Below are 17,070 nucleotides of genomic sequence, written 5' to 3' on the forward strand. Positions count from 1 at the left end.
TCATTCGCTGGATTTCATCAATCGCCAGAGCGTCGTGCGGCCGATCCCCAGCGCGCGGGCGGCGGCGGCGCGATTGCCGCTGGCGGCTTGCAAGGCGGCAAGGGCGGCTTCGCGCGAGACGGCTTCACGTGGGCCAGCGTCCGCCGATGAGGATGCCAGCGACGGGTCATCGCCCCTGCGCTTCTGCGCACCGAGTCGCGCCAACTCCGGAAACACCTCGTGAAGCGTCTGTGCGTGACGCGCGACGTCGGTATCGAGGTAGATGGCCGCACGCGCCAGCAGATTTTCCAGTTCGCGCACGTTGCCCGGCCAGTCATAGCGATCGAACAGCGGTGCGAGCACGTCGAGAATGGGCTTCGACGCTCGCGCGTCCAATCCGTAATGCGCAGCGCTTCGCGCAAGCAATGTCTGCGCGAGCAGACGAATGTCGTCGCGACGCTCCCTCAGTGCAGGCAACGTCACTTGCAGAAGATTCAGACGGAAGTAGAGATCGGCACGGAAGCGTCCCTCGGCGACCAGCGCGTTGAGATCGCGATGCGTGGCGGCGATCACGCGCACGTCTACCGGCACCGGACGCCCCGAGCCCAGCCGCATTACCTCGCGCTCCTGCAATACGCGCAGCAGTCGGCTTTGCATCGCCGCTGGCATCTCGCCGATCTCGTCGAGAAAGATGGTCCCCGTGTGCGCGATCTCGAACAGCCCGGCCTTGCCGCCACGGCGTGCCCCCGTGAACGCGCCCTCGTCGTGCCCGAACAACTCGCTCTCGATCAACCCCTCCGGTAACGCCGCACAGTTGAAGGCGACGAACGGATTGCCGCGTCTTGCGCTCGCGTTGTGAATCCCCTGCGCCACCAGCTCTTTCCCTGTGCCGCTCTCGCCCGTCAGCAGTACCGTCGCGTCGTGCGCGGCCCCCGCGCGGGCGAGACGTCGCACCTTCTCGATCTGCGGCGAGTCGCCGACCAGTTCGACAAGCTCGTGCTTCGCCACGACATGCTTCGGACGCTGCGTCGTGCGAAGCGACCGGTCGATGCGCTGCGCCATCTGTGCGTCCTGCACGGTGACCACTGCCCCCGAGCGCATGCCGTGCTCGTAGATCGGCACGCAACTCGTGATTAACGCGCGCCCGTCGATATGCGCCAGCCGCTCCTCGACGGCAACGCCATCGTCCGACAACTCGCGGAGCAACGGTCCAAGCTTGCGCGTGAGTTCGAACTGGCGCGCGCCGTGCGTGGCGACCCGCTCGGCGTCGACCCCCAGCAGCGTGAACATCGCCGGATTCACCGCTTCGAGCTGACCGTTGTCGTCGAACGCCGCGACGCCGTCGCGCATATGCGCCACGATGGTGTTCAGACGCATGCGTTTCGATTCTTTCTCGCGACTCACGCGGGCGAGTTCCACCGAGCGCTCGAAGGCTTCTTCCACCGCGCCGAGCGAGTAGAGGAAGACGTGTTCAAGCCCGGCCTCCTGCGCGAAATCGCACGCCATGCCGGGGCCGATGATGACCTTGCAGCCCTGCGCCGCCAGCGTGTCGACGGCGTCCTGCACCTCGTCGACGGAGCGGTACGCGCGCTGACGGATCTGGATCCTGAGCAACTGCCCGAGGTCGTCCAGTTCGCGTGAGACGGTCTCGTGCAGCACGAGACCGAGCGGCTGGTCGGGCCAGGTCGTCGTCGCACGCGTGATGGCGCTGAGCACGTCGAAGCCGTTGACCTTGACCGTCACGACCGGCACGGCGAGGTTCTCGCGCAGATACGCGCCGTTCGACCCGGCGGCGAGCACCACGTCGACCGCCCCCGACTCCACATACGACTGCAACGCCGTGACCGCCGCGCCATAGCCTTCACGTACGGAGTAGAAGCGCGCGCGGTCGGTGTAACGCGGGGCGACCGTTTCGCAAAGCGTCTGCAAGCGGCTGATGCTCACGAGCGCGATGCCCGGGCGACGGGATCGAGGATCGAGTGGCGCGGGCGCGATGTGGTGTGGCGGCACCGCACCGGAATGGCTGGGGGGCATGACGTTGTCTCCGGACTGCTCTGACGGCTCGATGGAACGTTTCAAAAAGTGTTTCATGAAACGTTCCAAATTCTGTTCGCCGATTTTGCCACATCCGCAGAAAACGGACTTCCTAGCGCAAGTCGCTGATTCGACGACGGAATTTTCGGCATTCTCAAGTGATGCCGCGCCTGGCACGCAGATTGCGAACGGTATCTCCATTTACCGATAACTCACACGGAGACCGTCATCATGACTACCGCGACTGCACAACGCCGCGCCGAATTCCGCCGTAAGGTCGAGGCCCGACAGGGTCTGCTTGTGCCCGGCGCTTTCAATGCCCTTTCGGCACGCGTCATCGAAGACGCCGGTTTCGAGGCGCTTTATCTGACCGGCGCGGGCGTCACCAACATGTCGCTCGGTCTGCCCGATCTGGCATTCGTCGGACTGTCCGAGATGGCCGAACACACGGCGCGCGTGCGCGATGCCGTGTCGCTGCCGATCATCGTCGACGCCGACACCGGCTTCGGCAACGCGCTGAACGTGCGTCACACGGTACGCGTGCTGGAGCGCAGCGGTGCGGATGCCATCCAGTTCGAAGATCAGGTGCTGCCCAAGAAGTGCGGCCATTTCAACGGTAAGGCCGTGATCTCTGCCGACGAGATGGTGGGCAAGCTCCACGCCGCCGTCGATGCTCGCGAAGACGGCAATCTGCAAATCATCGCGCGCACCGATGCAGCTGCCGTCGAAGGGATCGAAGCGGCTATCGAGCGCGGCCGTCGTTTCATCGAAGCCGGTGCCGACATCCTCTTCATCGAAGCGACGGAGACGCTGGCCGACATCGAACGTCTGCCCGCCCTGTTCGACCGTCCGCAACTGATCAACATCGTCATCGGCGGAAAGACGCCGACGCAATCGCAGCCGCGTCTGGCCGAACTGGGCTACGGCATCGTGCTGTACGCGAACGCCGCGCTGCAAAGCGCCGTGCTCGGAATGCAGAAAGCGCTCGGCACGCTGCGCGACAGCGGGCGTCTGGACGAAGACCCGTCGCTCGTGGTGCCGTTTGCGGAGCGTCAGCGTCTGGTGAACAAGCCGTTCTACGACGCCCTCGACAAAAAGTACGCCGCCGACTGACCGGTACCGCTTTCGACATTCGCAAGTAGGTGACGCATCGATTCGGGTGCGTCGCCGGTTCTATCCCAAGCCGCACCGCATTGCCGCAATTCCGCATCACTGCAAGACGGCATCAAACAAAAAGTATCGGAGACAGATTGTGACGCCCCCCTCGGAATCCCTCACCGCACGTCAACCGCATTCCCGCAACGCTTCCACCGCCACCACTCGCGCCCCCGTCAAGATAGGCTCCATCGTCGGCGGCCTTGCGGGCAACCTGATCGAGTGGTACGACTTTCTCGCCTACAGCATCTTCTCGATCTATTTCGCGAAGGCCTTTTTCCCCGGCGACAACCCGACCGTCCAGCTGATGAACACGGCAGCCATTGCGGCGGTCGGTTATGTGGCGCGTCCGTTGGGTAGCTGGCTCATCGGCCTGTACGCCGACCGTCGCGGCCGCAAGGCGGCCCTCACGGGCTCGGTGCTGGCGATGAGCGTCGGCTCGATGATGATCGCGCTCACGCCCGGTTACGCGACTATCGGCATCTTCGCGCCTATCGTGCTGATCGCGGCACGCCTGCTGCAAGGTCTGTCGATGGGCGGCGAGTACGGCACCAGCGCGACGTATCTGAGCGAAGTCGCGCCGGAGAACCGCAAGGGCTTCTTCCTCGGCTTCCTGCAAGTGAGCGTGGTGGCGGGGCAACTCGTCGCACTGGGGCTCATGCTGGTGATGCAGCGCTGGTTGCTGACGGCCGAGCAGATCGAACACTGGGGATGGCGTATTCCGTTCGTGCTGGGCGGCGTGCTGGCGCTGTTCGCGTTGTACATGCGTCGCAACGTGACGGAGAGCGAGGCGTTCGTCGACAGCGCGAAGAAGCGCGAGACGTCGATTGCACGCGAGGTGTTCGCACACTGGCGTCAGATTCTGCTCGCCATCGGCATCACCATCGGCGGCACGGTCGCGTTCTACACGTTCACCGTCTACATGCAGAAGTTCCTGGTGAACTCGGTCGGCCTCACGAAAGAGACGTCGACGTTCGTCTCCACGCTCGCCCTGCTGCTGTACATGCCGCTGCAACCGCTGTTCGGGCTGCTGTCGGACGTGATCGGCCGTCGCAAGGTGCTGATGATCTTCGGCGTGAGCACCACGCTCTTCTCCGTGCCGCTCTTCACGGCGCTCGCCCACACGAAAGACCCGCTGGTGGCGTTTGCACTGTCGTTCGCCGGACTGGTGATGCTCTCGGGCTTTACATCGGTGCACATGCTGGCGAAAACCGAACTGTTCCCGCCGCGCATTCGTGCCCTTGCCGTGGGCTTCCCGTACGCGCTGACGACAGCGATTCTCGGCGGCACGACGGAGTTCGTGGCGCTGCGCTTCAAGGCGAGCGGTCACGAGTCGTATTTCTATTGGTACGTGACGATCTGCGCGGCGATCTCGCTCGTCGTCTATCTCAAGATGCCGGAGACGCGCGGTCGCAAGTTCGACTGAGACCTTTCCCGCGCGTTTTGACGGGCAGATTCCCAGCTTCCGCCGGATTCGCGAAATCCGGTGACGGATCCGCAAAGTGCGTTGGCCCACGCGTGGCATCGTGGGCCGACTATTGCTGCGGAGTTCCGCCCATGATGCCGTCGCCGATCCTCGACCTCAGTCTTGTCCTGCCCTCCGATGCGGAGGAGTTGTGCCGCGGGAGTCTGACGCCAGATGTGGCGTGCGATCTCGAAGGTGCATTCAATGTCCCCGGACCGTCGTGGTCACTGCCGTTTCCCACCGTGCCGCCTGACACCGACACGGCGTTTCGATTCCAGACCGATTTTCTGGGACTGGGCGACGATGCGTACAACGACATCATCACGCAATGGATCTGCGCCGTGCAGCACGGGAGCGGCACGTCAGCCTGGCGCGCGTTCGTTGCCCGATGGCAAATGCGTATTCCGGGCGAGCATGGCCGCTACACGCTGTTCGGGTTTTTGATGCAGAAGTTCGGCAGGATCGACATGCGCCTTCGCCCCGCCGCGCTCGAATGCTTTCTGACGGATGGCCCCGACGGGCGTGCGGCGGTGCAACGTCACTGGCACCGGGTCGGCCTGGGGACGTTCTCGCGCGAGCACTGGCCGCGGGTGCAACGGCTGCTGCGCCGGGCAGGCATGCTGCGGTGACTGGCACCGAAGAAGCGTGACGCAGAAAACGAAAAAGGCAGAAGACCTTTCGATCTTCTGCCTTCTGAAACCTTGGTGCCGACGGCGAGACTCGAACTCGCACAGCTTTCGCCACTACCCCCTCAAGATAGCGTGTCTACCAATTTCACCACGTCGGCTTTGTCCTGCAAGGGAGCGCGATTGTAACGGGAAAATTGGATTTTGTGAATGCTTCGCGCGCCGCGCAACCGTCTTGCGCGCGCGACGCGCTCACTACCGACACACCGCCTGGGGAGATATACGTGCGGTATATCTCAGGCCGCCAGCCGTTGCGACCCGCTGACAACCGTCAGCGCCGGTGTGTGGATGCCGCCGAAGCCGTGCGAATCCATGGCGTGTCCTTCGCGCAGACGGAAGCGGGCCACCGTCTCCGCCAGCATGCGCGCCTGCTCGCTGAGCATGGCTGATGCGGCCGCCGACTCTTCCACCAGCGCGGCGTTCTGCTGCGTCGCCTGATCCATCTCCGACACCGACCGGTCGATCTGGCTGATACCCGCGCTTTGCTCGGTCATCGCGCCGTGAATCTCGCTCACCAGACGCTGGACGCGCGTGATGCCGTCGACGATCTCATGCATCGTGGTGCCGGCCGCCTGCACGCGTTCCGTGCCGCTCTTCACGTTCTGAACCGACGTCTCGATCAGGCCCTTGATTTCCTGTGCGGCGGCGGCGCTGCGTTGTGCCAGCGTACGCACTTCGCCCGCGACCACGGCAAAGCCGCGGCCCTGCTCGCCCGCGCGTGCCGCTTCCACGGCGGCGTTGAGCGCCAGGATGTTCGTCTGGAAGGCAATGCCGTCGATCACGCTGATGATTTCCGTAATGCGCTCCGACGACTGCGTAATGGCGGCCATCGTGCCCACGGCGTCGGTGACGACCTGGCCTCCGCGTGCGGCGGCGGCGCTCGCGTCGTTGGCCAGTCGCGTCGCATGCTCGGCGGTGTCGGCCGTCTGCTTGACGCTCGACGTCAGTTCGGTGAGCGCGGACGACGTCTCCTGCAACGATCCGGCCGATGCTTCGGTGCGCTGCGACAGATCGCGGTTGCCCATTTCGATCTCGCTCGTGGCCGACGTCATCGACGATACGCCGGTGCGCACATCGAGCATGACCGTGCTGATCTTATCAACGAAGGCGTTGAACGACTTCGAGATCTGCGCGACTTCGTCATGACCGGTGACGTCCAGACGTTGGGTCATGTCGCCGTCGCCCGAGCCGATGGTGTCCATCGCATCGCGCACGATCGACAGGCGCTTGAAGGCGCGCGACGTGAAGATCGAGGCGATGAGCAGGGCGACGAGCGTGAGCACCACCAGGGTGACGATGGTGGCCGTGAGCACGTGCGTGAGACCCGACGTGGCTTCCGCGCGGTCGAGCGCGACCACCAGATACCAGTCCGTGCCGGGAATGCGCTTGGCCTTGAGCAGCTTGACCGCGCCGGACAGGTCCATCGATACCGGCGCCGCGCCGTCGGCGGCCATGCCGGGCAGCGAGTCGGCGGTGAGCGTGGCGGAGACGTCGGTCGACGGCTTGAGCGAGTACTTGCTGTCCGGGTGAGCGATCACCTGACCGTCGCTGGCGACGACCAGCGCGAGGCTCGACGGCGTGGGGTGAACGGCCTTGATGATGTCCTGCACGCCGGTGAGCGCAACCGCACCGCTGATCGCACCGGTCGTCTGACCGTCGCGCACGAGCGGCGCAGTGAAGGCCACGTAAGGAATGCCCGTCGACGAATCGCCGTACGGCTTCGTGACGGTCAGCTTACCGGCCGCGACCGCGCTCTTGTACCAGGGGCGGGCGGTCGGATCGTAGTCCGCCGGGGTGGGCGCGGTGGAGAAGAACGTTTTGTCCGACCAGCCGATGCTGGTGATCGGGAAGTCGTTGGTCTTGCCCATGAGCTTCACGAGGCCGGTGGGGTCACCCTTTTCCACCACTTGCGACGTGGCGACGACCGCCTGCGCCTTGTCGGCCGCCCAGCGCTCGACGGTGCCCGCGTTGCCGTTAGCCACGGCCGAGAGCGTGTGCTCGATGCTAGACATCATGCTGTCGCGCACGATCACGTAGGTCGTGACGCCTGAGAGGATCAGCGCGCCCACGACCGTCAGACAGGTGATGAGCAGAATCCGGGTTCGCAACGAAGTGACTTTCATGGGCTTTCATCGGTAGGCCCGCGTGCGAGCCGTTGATTGGGGGCGGCCGCTCAGGCGATTTGGGGGCACCCGAGCAGCGAAACAGTGATTCCATTACGTCCTTGCTCTCTGGGCTTACGGCTGGGTGGCGCAATAACTTTAGTGAGCAGGAATCAACGCCCGTGTGCTGCACTTCAACGGCAGGTCCGATGTCCTTCAATGGTGCCTTTGATCGACAACTTTTTATTTCTCATTTCGGTCGTTGAAACGTCGATGACTTTGCGTCCGGGTCATCGTCGTCGTGATCGCCTTCATCGATGAACGGCGAATCGGTATCGGGATTTCCCTTTCGCAACGCGAGGCGCGCGTCGTTCGCGAGCGCTTCGTAGCGCTTGCGGAAGCGGGTCAGTTCCTTTTCGTCGAGTTCTTCGAGATCGAGCAGGGCGTTGTGTGCGCCTTCCATTGCACGGATCAGCTCGTCGAGTTTGATGTGCATGGCCGCCGTATCGCGGTTCTGGGTGTTCTGAATGAGGAAGACCATCAGAAAGGTGACGATGGTGGTCGAGGTGTTGATGACCAATTGCCACGTGTCGCTGTAGCCGAACAGCGGTCCGGTCACCGCCCAGATCAGCACCAGTGCGACCGCCAGGACAAACGAGGCCGGACGCCCGGTCAGTGTGGATAGGTAGCTCGAAAACTTCGAAAACCATTTGCCATTCATGACCGTCTCCCGTGGATTGAAGCGATAGACGGATGATGGCATAGGTGCGTCGGGCGTTGAATTCGCAATGCCTAAGCGCGTTCGCAATATCCAAGGGTTTCCCCAGACCGCTAACGCGCCAATGTCACAAGCGACTCCCTACGGCTTCAGGTTGCCAAAGGCACGGGGCATAAAGCGAAAGTGCGCCGCGCTATTGGTGCCAATCTGAAACTCCCATCTGTACGAGGAGTTGAGTCATGCCAATGGTTGAAAGCGCGAATGCGAATACGGCGGCTTATGCCGCGCAAGTGTCGTCCCAGCCCGTCAAGTCGGAGGCCAGTCCACAGGAACATCCAACGATGGCCCGTGATCTGTGTTTTGTGTGTCACGGGCAGTGTCACTCGATTCTGTGCCCGCCCTGCGGAACTGGAGACATCCAGCTATTGGTGACGACGCACTCAGTCGGGATTCGCCACCTTGCTGTGTCGATGAAGATGGATCCGAACCCGACTGGCACAGACGAGTCGGGGAAGGCGATCGATGAGACTAAAGAAGGTCAGGATAGCGGCCACATAGAAGATTCGTACGTCGACATTGAAACTGCAAAGACAGAGATGCAGAAGGTGATTCATCGGCGATATGGACACATCGATAGTGAAAGTGCCGAGACGACCGAGGTGCCGGAATCGTTTATCACGTTGACTGAAAATGGGAAGCGAGCGGTTTTCGCGTCCACCGTTGATTGGGTGCTTTCGAACTCCAGTGAACTAACGCCAAAATGGTTTGCAGTGATTCTTGACCTCGCTGCGGAAGAGGGGCTCGTTGGCCACTTCGCCAACACCGTTTCACAGCACACGTATGACAAGCTGGACGAGCTAGCGGAAAACCAATTGGTGAAATCCGTGATCAATACGTTCGGTATGCGAATCAAATAATTTCAAGTCTATTCCTGGTTCGCCACGTGGTTACGTCGGCAAACCTTGTCATGCGCCCAATCCCGATCTATCGCCAAGGAGTCAAATCATGCAACAGATTTCCGTGAATTCAGCCGCCTACGCTGCACCACTTGTCCCCCAGGATGCCGACCCAAACAAGGTTGGCACGTCGATTTCGCAAATAGGAGCCGACCTGCGTCGGGCAGGCCACGGTGCGAATGAGTCGATGAAGATATTGCCCGGAGATACGGATGTCGTTGTCGTAATACCGGTGGATCGGCTAGGAAGTAGAGAACTTTCCTTCAGGATATTCCTGGGCCAGGAGGGCGACGGCGCAGGAAGCGTGCTGCAGGACGAGAAGAAAGCGAACGAAGGTGACGAAGTCAGTGATGCCAAAGACTCGAATGAGGCAATCGAACTGGCGAAAGAGGACGTGAAGAAGGCAATTCGAGAGCGCTATTACGGAAAGGACGTCAGGTCGGACCCCGCTTCGGTCCGGGGTCTGAGCGATGACGGAAAGCGGCAAGTTTTCGAGGCCATTGTCAATTGGACGTTCGAAGGCTTTGACGACAATACGAATGCCTGGGTGGCCGCGTTGGCCGAGCTTGCCGCCGATAGTGGCTTGTGCGAATACCTGAGCAATACCGTGCCGCAATCCACGTACAACGAGCTGAGCGGCACCCAGCAGTTTGCGTTAGCGAAAGCCGTCGTCGACGCGGCCGGGATGGTCATGAAGTAAGTCGGAGCGCGTGGGCGACGAATCGAAAAGCCCCGCGGCTGTAACCGAAAGTGCGGCGTTTTCGCCGTCACTTACTGGAACTCCCAATCACTTAGGAATCGAATCATGGAAAACGCCATCAATTCAGGCCTCTCGCCGATTCAGCCCCATTCCCCGCCAGAGGACGTGCAGAGATCATCTTCCGAGGGGGCCGGTGTTGCCGGAAATCTTGTCGGGGCGAAGCAGGCCTCGTCAGATGCGGCGCTGCGACCGGGCTCAACGTACATAGGGGATCCGTTGCCGTTTCAGAACGTAGATTTTTCGAAAATCTTCGACGTATGGAAGCAGGTGTCCGATCGACCGACGAAGGGGAGCCTCGAGTCGCAAGTCGCCGAGCTCAAGGCCGCCATTGGCGCTGAGCTAGCTTCGTCACAAGACATGAAGGCATCGGCCAAATCGCTGATGAGGGAACTGTTGTGGCGCATCGACGAACTCCCCGAGAACCTCCGAGGCAGGGGGCTGGAGACGGTCCTGGAATCCTTTGAGCAACTGATGTCGAAAGCCTGGTTTGACGACGTACTGCCGCAAGTCATCGCTAGTTTCGACGGACCGGAATGGCTTGAAAAATTTCCGGAGAGCGCGCGCAGGACCGTTCAGCTCTTTATGGACAGTGTTGAGAACAGCTGACGGCATCATTCGCGCACCGTAGTTCTCGCAAGACGGCGCCATACGCATGGCGCCGTTCTCGCGGCGATTGGTGTACGTCACAGGTCGCGACACTGGCGCGACGTGAAGCTGGTGGAGCTCCCGTGCAACCGGGGCTCCCAATCTCTCAGGAGTTGAATCATGGAAAACGTCACAAGTTCGGGCCTTTCGCCGATTCAGCCCCCCTGCGAGCCGGATGCCGCGCAGGGGCCGTCGTTCACACGAACGGGCGTTGCCGGAGACCTTGCCCGGGCGAGGCAGGCATCGTCGGATGCGAAGCTGCAACCGTACGCATCGTCTCTACGGGAGCCGCCGATCCTTCGAGATGTCGATTTTTCGAAGATCTATGACGTATGGACAGAAGTGTCCGAAAGGCCGGAGCAGGAGAGCACCGAGTCGCAGATCAGCGAGCTTAAGGGCGCCATTGGGGTTGAGATCATTTCATCGCAGAACATGAACGCAACGGCCAAAGCGGTCATGGCGGAACTGTTGTGGAACATCGACAAACTCCCGGAGCACGACCGTAGCAGAGGGCTGGAGATGGTTCTGGACGCGTTTGATGAGCTGTTGGAAAAATCGTGGTTTGACGCCTTGATTTTGGAAGTTCTCGCCGACTTCGACGGACCGGAATGGCTCGGCAAATTTCCGGAGAGCGAGCGCAAGACCGTTCAACTCTTTCTGGATGCCGTCAAAGAGAGCTGAAGCCGTAAGTCGCGAGAGGTATGCCGGGGTCCTGTGACCTATCGCGCGAATGCTGCGGGAAATGCGAGGGTCGTCGCCCGACATCCCTCGGCCAGTTCATCGTCGTGTGTCGAGAACAGAACGCAGTGATCTTTGCCGAGCATAGAAAACAAATCGATCAGCACCGCGCGTGAAGGGCCGTCGAGGCCACCGGTAGGTTCGTCTGCCAGGATCACTCGCGGTGTACCGAACAATATCGCCGTCAGATAGAACTTGCGACGCGTGCCCGTCGACATCTGCTCGAAGCGCTTCTCCATGTGCGGCATCAGGCTGAAGCGTTCGGCGAGATCGAGGACGTCTTCGCTCACCGTTACCTGACGTTGTGCCGCACGTTGCTCAAGGAAGCCACGTCCGGTTTGCATGGGTTCCGTCATGCAATCGAACGGCACGACGGCCAGCGCGGCCTTTGCGGCGTCGGCTTCGCTCTGCATCGAATGCCCGTCGATCCACACCTTTCCACCGCCCGTATCCACTGTGCCTGCGAGCATGCCGAGCAGCGTCGTCTTGCCGCCACCGCCTTCATCGCGTAACGCGAAGCAGCCCGGACCGGCGTCGAAACGCAGGTTCTCGAAAAGCGTGAAATCGTCGAAACGTCGGGTGAGCCCTTCGAAGCGAAGCAGTGACGCGTGATGCATAACTTCGCTCATTTCAGATAAGCCTTGATGACGTGAAGTAAGGGAGCCAGTTCGGCTTCCCGCTGTGCCTGATCCGGCTCGTTGATGATGTGATCGACGAGATGGCCCTCGATCACCGCGCCCATCAGCCCGTTGATCGCACCGCGAATCGCAGCGATCTGCTGAAGGATTTCGACGCAGTCGCCCTCTTCGCTCAACTGCCGCTCCAACGCCTGCGTCTGCCCTTGAATGCGACGCACCCGTGCCAATAGCTTGTTCTTGTCCCGAATCGTATGCACGGCTTGTCGCGCCCCTGTCCAATGAAAATCGATTGAAAAAATCCTAACACAAATATACTGGTGGGGGGTATATTGCGAGACATCGCACAACCCTACCGAGTTTCCTGAAATGGCTGATTTCCCAACCCTTCTCCAGCAAGGCAGTGCCTGGCTGTTCATTCCGAGCGCGATATTGCTCGGCGCGTTACACGGTTTGGAGCCTGGCCATTCCAAGACGATGATGGCGGCGTTCATCGTTGCGATTCGCGGCACCGTCGGACAGGCGGTGTTGCTCGGTCTTTCGGCAACGGTGTCACATACGGCGGTGGTCTGGCTCGTCGCCATGGCGGGCATGTATTTCGGGCGCAACTGGAACCCCGAAGCGTCCGAGCCGTACTTCGAAGTGGTCTCGGGCGTTCTGATTCTCATGGTTGCGGGATGGATGCTGTGGCGCACATGGCGCGACGGTCATCGTGCGCACGCGCATCATCATGCCGACCATGACCATGACCATGACCATGACCACGACCATCGGCATGCTCACCCGCAGGTGCTGACAGCCATCGGCGACGGCTATCAGGACGCCCACGAGCGTGCACACGCCCGCGACATCGAGAAGCGCTTCGCCGGACGCGAAGTCACGACAGGCCAGATCGTCATGTTCGGTCTGACGGGGGGGCTCGTGCCCTGTCCTGCGTCGATCACCGTGCTGCTGCTGTGCCTGCAACTCAAGCGCTTCGCACTGGGTGCGGGATTGGTACTGTGCTTCAGCATCGGACTGGCGATGACGATGGTGGCGTCCGGCGCGCTGGCAGCGCTGAGCGTGCGCCATGTGTCGCGCCGCTGGAGCGGGTTTGGCGAGTTCGCGCGCAAAGCACCGTACTTCTCGGGCGCGGTGATCGTGTTGGTCGGTGTGTACGTCATCTATCGGGGCGCGTCGCACCTGCTGCTGAACGTTTGATTTGCGCAGCTTGAAGCGATCGACAGGCGAACGCATCGAGAAGCGCAATCGGGATTGGGCGAAGTATCGGCAATCATCAAGGCGAAGGCCCCAACGTGGATTCGCCGCAAGATGAATCCGACAGGCCCATGTCGGCAACCCAAAGAGCGTAGACCAATCGGAACCACTATGAAATCTCCATTCACCGAAGGAGATAGATCATGGAATCGATTTCATCTGATTTGGGCCCCAACAAGACATTGTTGGCGGCCGAAATCGTCAACGAGCGTGCCGATGGCCACTCCGCCACGGCACAGACAGTCCCCTCGGATCTGACGCTCGCCGCCCCAGCGCCGCCGGATGTGGCGAAGGGCGAATCGCCGGAACTGGTTTCCCGCTACTGGATGTACGACAAATCAAGCAGTGAGTACGAAGGCCTCAAGGCCGATTTTCAGAGGGCTCTAAAGTTAAGTGGAAATGCGGCAGACAAAAATGAAGTGCGAGACGGATTGGAGCTGATGCGCAGCAGTCCAGCGCTGTTTCGAGGCTTCCCTGCAGGTGACTATCATGAACTGTTGCGCAAATCATGCGATCGCGGGGAGAGTCGATTGAGTCGGTTGATGGAATTTTCCGCCATCACAGGATCCGATTCACAGTGGCCGATGCGTCGAGAAATTTTTTACGAACTCGATTATTCCCTTCGTTATGAAGACCGGCCGGAGATGAGGGAAATTCTGGCGCGAGACTTAAAACGTTCTCTGGATGAGTGCTTCAGAACGATGCGGGGCGTCGACGAAGATTCATTGCGCAAATTTGTATTTGGTCTGCTTACCGATATCATTGAAATTAGGAGGCATCAACGTTTTAACGCTCTGATGAAATATTGCGAAATTATTCCGGATAAAATCAAGGAAATCCCCCAGTCGGATCTTCAGGAGTTGCCGGAAATTCTCGCGCTTAACGGAGCGGATGCTTCCGAAGCAATCAAATGTCTTGGAAAAGCTACCGGTTACGTTTTTCTACCCCACGGGATATTGGTGGGTTGGAAGGAAATTCCAAGTCTGAACCCGGATATTCCCGAAGATCAAAGAAAGCGAACCGATTTTGCTGACGAACTGAGGCAAAGAATTGACAAGATTGTTGGCGACGGACGAGACGCGAATCTTGTTCTGAGGGAGGTCGTTCTGAAGCTGGCCCACATGGGCGAAGAGACTCAATCGGCCGGTGTCAAACTGCTATGCGAATTCTTCAAAAATGATCTTTCAAGTATGTTTGCTGCATCTGGAGATAGAAAATCGCTTGGAATAATCGCAAGTTATTGTGAAAAAGCCAGGTCGGAGTTCGATGAAATATCAGAAGAAATTAATGATAGATTGAGATCGAATGGGCAGATGGGTTTGCAGGAGAGTTTCAAGGATTCTGTGCAGGAAAGGGTCAGAGATTATAGTAATTGGAGTCGCAATAGAGATCGATATTTAAGGGAAATTAGATTTAACCTAGGAAGTTTGTTATACGGCAAGAGCGACGATGAGAAACGCGCCGCCGGAATAGACGTTCTCCTTGGTTTCAGTGAGTGGGCGGACGGTTATGAAAAGCTCTTATGCCTACAAGATTTCGCAAGAATCCTGTCCGCAGACCATCGAGGAACCATTGTAGATATTGTCGGCGAGAATGCGGCGAAGGAATGGTTGTTGGAGAATTTCCCGGTGTCCAACAGAGACTTCGAGTTTGCCAGGATGCAGTTAGGTCTCGACGAGAAAGAAACGGCGCCGGAGGAGGTTGGTGAGGAGTTTGTCATTCCGTATAACCCCTCGGAAAGGGTGAAATGGGCCGAAAGAGAGCTTATGTCAATTTGTAATAGGGGGATGAACGGCAGCGGTACCGCGTTCCAGATGCATTCTTCCTTCAACAATATGTCGTGGCAGGACAGAGCGGATGCGATGCAGTTGACGGTCAACTGGACAATGCAGCCGTTGAATAACGACACCCTCAAGAAGTTGAAGGCGATGGCGGCTTCGGTGGACCTTCGGGGGTTCATGGCCAACACGGTCACGAAGCGGAAATTTGCAGAAGTAACGGATGAGAACCTTAGGTCGTACATGCAGCAGCGCAACATGGTGCGGTCGAACTAAAACGCACGCAGCGTTCGTCGGCTCCCTTGGCGTCAGCACAGTGGAGTCGGCGTATCCACCGCATTCGATTCGTGCAGTCAACGCACAAATGCTGTGCGCGGCGCCCTCTGGTTCGACGAAGGGCGCGTATCTACACTGAGCTCCTCTCAAACACCGATGGAGGACTCTCATCATGATGCAGCCCCTGCTCAAAGCCCTGAAACTCGCGACGATCGGACTGTCGCTTTCGATGGCGGCTTCCGCGGTCACTGCTGGCGAATCGAAAAAAGCACCCGCACCGACGATCCGCGCCATGCTCGGCGCGACGCCCGTCGATCATCTCGATCCGAAGCGCACGGCAGTGCTCGTGATCGACTTCCAGAACGAATACTTCACCGGCCGCATGCCGATTCGGGACCGCGCGTCGGCGCTTGCCAATACGCAGAAGTTGCTTGCGCTGGCGGATCGCACCGGTATGCCTGTCATCCAGATTCAGCACGTCGCCCCTGCTGGCGCCGCTGTCTTCGCCAAGGATGGCAAGACGGTGGGCTTCGCGCCGGGCGCTGCGCCGCGCGCTCGCGACATCGTATTGCAAAAGACGTCCGTCAGCGTCTTCGCGAGTACGGATATCGATGCGCAGCTCAAGAAGCTCGGTGTCGATACGCTGCTGATCACCGGCCTGATGACGCATGCGTGCGTCGCAGGTGCGGCACGTGACGCGGCCCCGCTGGGCTATCGCGTCGTGGTAGCATCGGACGCAACGGCAACCCGTGACATCGTGCGTGCCGACGGCACTCGTGTGAAGAGCGACGCACTGCATCGCGCGGCCCTCGCGGAGATCGAAGATACCTTTGGCGACGTTATGACGACCGGGCAGATCCTTAAGCTGCCGGTGCGCTAAACCCGGTCCCAGCGCCAATTCCCTTGCTTCAGCGGCTCGACGACATGGATCAATTGCTGGCAATGCGCATCTTTCACGCACTCGTCGAAGCACGCAGCTTCTCGGCGGCGGGTGAGATGCTGGGCATGTCGCATTCGAGTGTGTCGCGTCAGTTGAAGCAGACGGAAAGTGCGCTGGGTGTGGCGCTGGTCAATCGCAGCACGCGTCAGTTTTCGCTCACGCCCGCCGGTGAAAGGTATCACCGGCATTGCATCGATATCATCGCGCGCGTGGACGCCATGACGCACGCCATGACCGACGAGCGCGAACAGCCCAGCGGCCCGTTGCGCGTGACGGTGCCGCTGGCCATCGGCACGCTCGAACTTCCCTCATGGTTGCCTGCGTTTCGTCTGCGCTATCCGGATATCGAGCTGATGCTGTCATGCAGCGATCAGTACGTGGATCTGCTCGCAGAAGGGTTTGACGTCGCGCTGCGGATCAGCGGCACGCCGTTGGCCGACAGCAGCCTTCAGGCAAAATTACTGACGGCATCGGAGACGGTGCTCGTCGCTTCTCCCGGTTATCTCGCGCAAGCGGGACTACCGCGCACGCCGGAAGCCCTGGCGTCGCATCAGTGTCTGCGCTTTGCAAGGGCCAATTCGCCCGACGCCTGGACGATCACCGCGCCGGACGCGCAGATACATCGTGTATCGCTCTCTGACGCATTCGCCACCGACGCCATCACCGCGCTCTTCGCCGCAGCGCTCGCAGGGACGGGCATCGCGGCATTCACCGAGCGCACGGTGCGCGCCGAACTCGCGCGCGGCACGCTCGTGCGCGTGCTGCCGCAATGCACGCTCGGTCGCAGCCACTATTACGCGCTTTATCCGCAAACACGCCACGTCAATCCGAAGGTGCGCGCGTTCATCGGCTTCATGGCCGAGCACTATCGCGAGTCGTGAGCGCACCAGTGGCGCGCTGAGCGCGACGGCCAGACAAACTTGCGCACCTCGTGCAAGAATCCGGG

The 17,070-nt window shown here is 60.4% G+C and carries 16 protein-coding genes and 1 tRNA gene; 11 read left to right on the plus strand and 6 right to left on the minus strand.

Annotated elements, in window-relative coordinates:
• Nucleotides 1–2,013, minus strand: a complete 2,013-nt coding sequence (gene prpR / locus NTU39_RS00580) for a propionate catabolism operon regulatory protein PrpR (protein WP_257958964.1) — start codon at nt 2,011–2,013, stop codon at nt 1–3.
• Between the two features lie 231 nt (nt 2,014–2,244).
• Here prpR and NTU39_RS00585 point away from each other — a divergent pair, with 231 nt between their 5' ends.
• The 3 genes from NTU39_RS00585 (at nt 2,245) to NTU39_RS00595 (ending at nt 5,262) form a co-directional block, all read left to right on the plus strand.
• Complete coding sequence (locus tag NTU39_RS00585; RefSeq protein ID WP_150663753.1) at nt 2,245–3,126, plus strand: isocitrate lyase/PEP mutase family protein; 882 nt, start codon at nt 2,245–2,247, stop codon at nt 3,124–3,126.
• Nucleotides 3,127–3,265: 139 nt separating this feature from the next.
• Nucleotides 3,266–4,594, plus strand: a complete 1,329-nt coding sequence (locus NTU39_RS00590) for an MFS transporter (protein ID WP_373275345.1) — start codon at nt 3,266–3,268, stop codon at nt 4,592–4,594.
• A 131-nt stretch (nt 4,595–4,725) separates the two neighbouring features.
• The gene (locus NTU39_RS00595) at nt 4,726–5,262 is read left to right on the plus strand and encodes a hypothetical protein (RefSeq protein ID WP_150663755.1); all 537 of its coding nucleotides are present in this window, start codon (nt 4,726–4,728) and stop codon (nt 5,260–5,262) included.
• A 73-nt stretch (nt 5,263–5,335) separates the two neighbouring features.
• Here the strand turns inward: NTU39_RS00595 and NTU39_RS00600 are convergent.
• The 3 genes from NTU39_RS00600 to NTU39_RS00610 form a co-directional block, all read right to left on the minus strand.
• Nucleotides 5,336–5,420: transfer RNA gene (locus NTU39_RS00600), tRNA-Leu, on the minus strand.
• A gap of 135 nt (nt 5,421–5,555) precedes the next feature.
• Nucleotides 5,556–7,442, minus strand: coding sequence for a methyl-accepting chemotaxis protein (locus NTU39_RS00605; RefSeq protein ID WP_150663756.1), 1,887 nt, complete (start codon nt 7,440–7,442; stop codon nt 5,556–5,558).
• Nucleotides 7,443–7,671: 229 nt separating this feature from the next.
• The gene (locus tag NTU39_RS00610; protein WP_257958965.1) at nt 7,672–8,142 is read right to left on the minus strand and encodes a low affinity iron permease family protein; all 471 of its coding nucleotides are present in this window, start codon (nt 8,140–8,142) and stop codon (nt 7,672–7,674) included.
• Nucleotides 8,143–8,378: 236 nt separating this feature from the next.
• Between NTU39_RS00610 and NTU39_RS00615 the strand changes: the two genes are divergently transcribed.
• The 4 genes from NTU39_RS00615 (at nt 8,379) to NTU39_RS00630 (ending at nt 11,181) form a co-directional block, all read left to right on the plus strand.
• Nucleotides 8,379–9,056, plus strand: a complete 678-nt coding sequence (locus NTU39_RS00615; RefSeq protein WP_150663758.1) for a hypothetical protein — start codon at nt 8,379–8,381, stop codon at nt 9,054–9,056.
• Between the two features lie 88 nt (nt 9,057–9,144).
• A complete protein-coding gene (locus NTU39_RS00620) occupies nt 9,145–9,795 on the plus strand; it encodes a hypothetical protein (RefSeq protein ID WP_257958966.1) in 651 nt (216 codons plus the stop codon).
• A gap of 105 nt (nt 9,796–9,900) precedes the next feature.
• Entirely contained in the window at nt 9,901–10,461 is a 561-nt protein-coding gene (locus tag NTU39_RS00625) for a hypothetical protein (protein WP_257958968.1), read from the plus strand.
• A gap of 159 nt (nt 10,462–10,620) precedes the next feature.
• Complete coding sequence (locus NTU39_RS00630) at nt 10,621–11,181, plus strand: hypothetical protein (RefSeq protein ID WP_150663761.1); 561 nt, start codon at nt 10,621–10,623, stop codon at nt 11,179–11,181.
• 38 nt (nt 11,182–11,219) lie between these two features.
• Here the strand turns inward: NTU39_RS00630 and NTU39_RS00635 are convergent, their stop codons facing one another.
• Nucleotides 11,220–11,867, minus strand: a complete 648-nt coding sequence (locus NTU39_RS00635) for an ABC transporter ATP-binding protein (protein ID WP_308340639.1) — start codon at nt 11,865–11,867, stop codon at nt 11,220–11,222.
• Nucleotides 11,864–12,133: a metal/formaldehyde-sensitive transcriptional repressor gene (locus NTU39_RS00640; RefSeq protein WP_257958969.1), complete on the minus strand. Its 270-nt coding sequence runs from the start codon at nt 12,131–12,133 to the stop codon at nt 11,864–11,866. The genes NTU39_RS00635 and NTU39_RS00640 overlap by 4 nt, the downstream gene beginning before the upstream one ends.
• 109 nt (nt 12,134–12,242) lie before the next feature.
• Here NTU39_RS00640 and NTU39_RS00645 point away from each other — a divergent pair, with 109 nt between their 5' ends.
• The 4 genes from NTU39_RS00645 (at nt 12,243) to NTU39_RS00660 (ending at nt 17,005) form a co-directional block, all read left to right on the plus strand.
• Nucleotides 12,243–13,073: a nickel/cobalt efflux protein RcnA gene (locus NTU39_RS00645; protein ID WP_257958970.1), complete on the plus strand. Its 831-nt coding sequence runs from the start codon at nt 12,243–12,245 to the stop codon at nt 13,071–13,073.
• A 200-nt stretch (nt 13,074–13,273) separates the two neighbouring features.
• Nucleotides 13,274–15,184 (plus strand): hypothetical protein, encoded by a 1,911-nt coding sequence (locus tag NTU39_RS00650; protein ID WP_257958972.1) that lies wholly within the window; start codon nt 13,274–13,276, stop codon nt 15,182–15,184.
• A gap of 229 nt (nt 15,185–15,413) precedes the next feature.
• The gene (locus tag NTU39_RS00655; protein ID WP_373275424.1) at nt 15,414–16,064 is read left to right on the plus strand and encodes a cysteine hydrolase family protein; all 651 of its coding nucleotides are present in this window, start codon (nt 15,414–15,416) and stop codon (nt 16,062–16,064) included.
• A 44-nt stretch (nt 16,065–16,108) separates the two neighbouring features.
• Nucleotides 16,109–17,005, plus strand: a complete 897-nt coding sequence (locus NTU39_RS00660; RefSeq protein WP_150663765.1) for a LysR family transcriptional regulator — start codon at nt 16,109–16,111, stop codon at nt 17,003–17,005.
• Nucleotides 17,006–17,070: the final 65 nt, after the last annotated feature.

The organism is Pandoraea commovens, assembly GCF_024704525.1.
GTDB lineage: Bacteria > Pseudomonadota > Gammaproteobacteria > Burkholderiales > Burkholderiaceae > Pandoraea > Pandoraea commovens.

Coding starts and splice junctions, on each gene's coding strand:
- NTU39_RS00615 (WP_150663758.1), top strand. CDS start 8,379: ATGCCAATGGTTGAAAGCGCGAATGCGAATACGGCGGCTTATGCCGCG.
- NTU39_RS00630 (WP_150663761.1), top strand. CDS start 10,621: ATGGAAAACGTCACAAGTTCGGGCCTTTCGCCGATTCAGCCCCCCTGC.
- NTU39_RS00660 (WP_150663765.1), top strand. CDS start 16,109: ATGGATCAATTGCTGGCAATGCGCATCTTTCACGCACTCGTCGAAGCA.
- NTU39_RS00610 (WP_257958965.1), bottom strand. CDS start 8,142: ATGAATGGCAAATGGTTTTCGAAGTTTTCGAGCTACCTATCCACACTG.
- NTU39_RS00635 (WP_308340639.1), bottom strand. CDS start 11,867: ATGAGCGAAGTTATGCATCACGCGTCACTGCTTCGCTTCGAAGGGCTC.
- NTU39_RS00620 (WP_257958966.1), top strand. CDS start 9,145: ATGCAACAGATTTCCGTGAATTCAGCCGCCTACGCTGCACCACTTGTC.
- NTU39_RS00625 (WP_257958968.1), top strand. CDS start 9,901: ATGGAAAACGCCATCAATTCAGGCCTCTCGCCGATTCAGCCCCATTCC.
- NTU39_RS00595 (WP_150663755.1), top strand. CDS start 4,726: ATGATGCCGTCGCCGATCCTCGACCTCAGTCTTGTCCTGCCCTCCGAT.
- NTU39_RS00655 (WP_373275424.1), top strand. CDS start 15,414: ATGGCGGCTTCCGCGGTCACTGCTGGCGAATCGAAAAAAGCACCCGCA.
- NTU39_RS00645 (WP_257958970.1), top strand. CDS start 12,243: ATGGCTGATTTCCCAACCCTTCTCCAGCAAGGCAGTGCCTGGCTGTTC.
- prpR (WP_257958964.1), bottom strand. CDS start 2,013: ATGCCCCCCAGCCATTCCGGTGCGGTGCCGCCACACCACATCGCGCCC.
- NTU39_RS00650 (WP_257958972.1), top strand. CDS start 13,274: ATGGAATCGATTTCATCTGATTTGGGCCCCAACAAGACATTGTTGGCG.
- NTU39_RS00585 (WP_150663753.1), top strand. CDS start 2,245: ATGACTACCGCGACTGCACAACGCCGCGCCGAATTCCGCCGTAAGGTC.
- NTU39_RS00605 (WP_150663756.1), bottom strand. CDS start 7,442: ATGAAAGTCACTTCGTTGCGAACCCGGATTCTGCTCATCACCTGTCTG.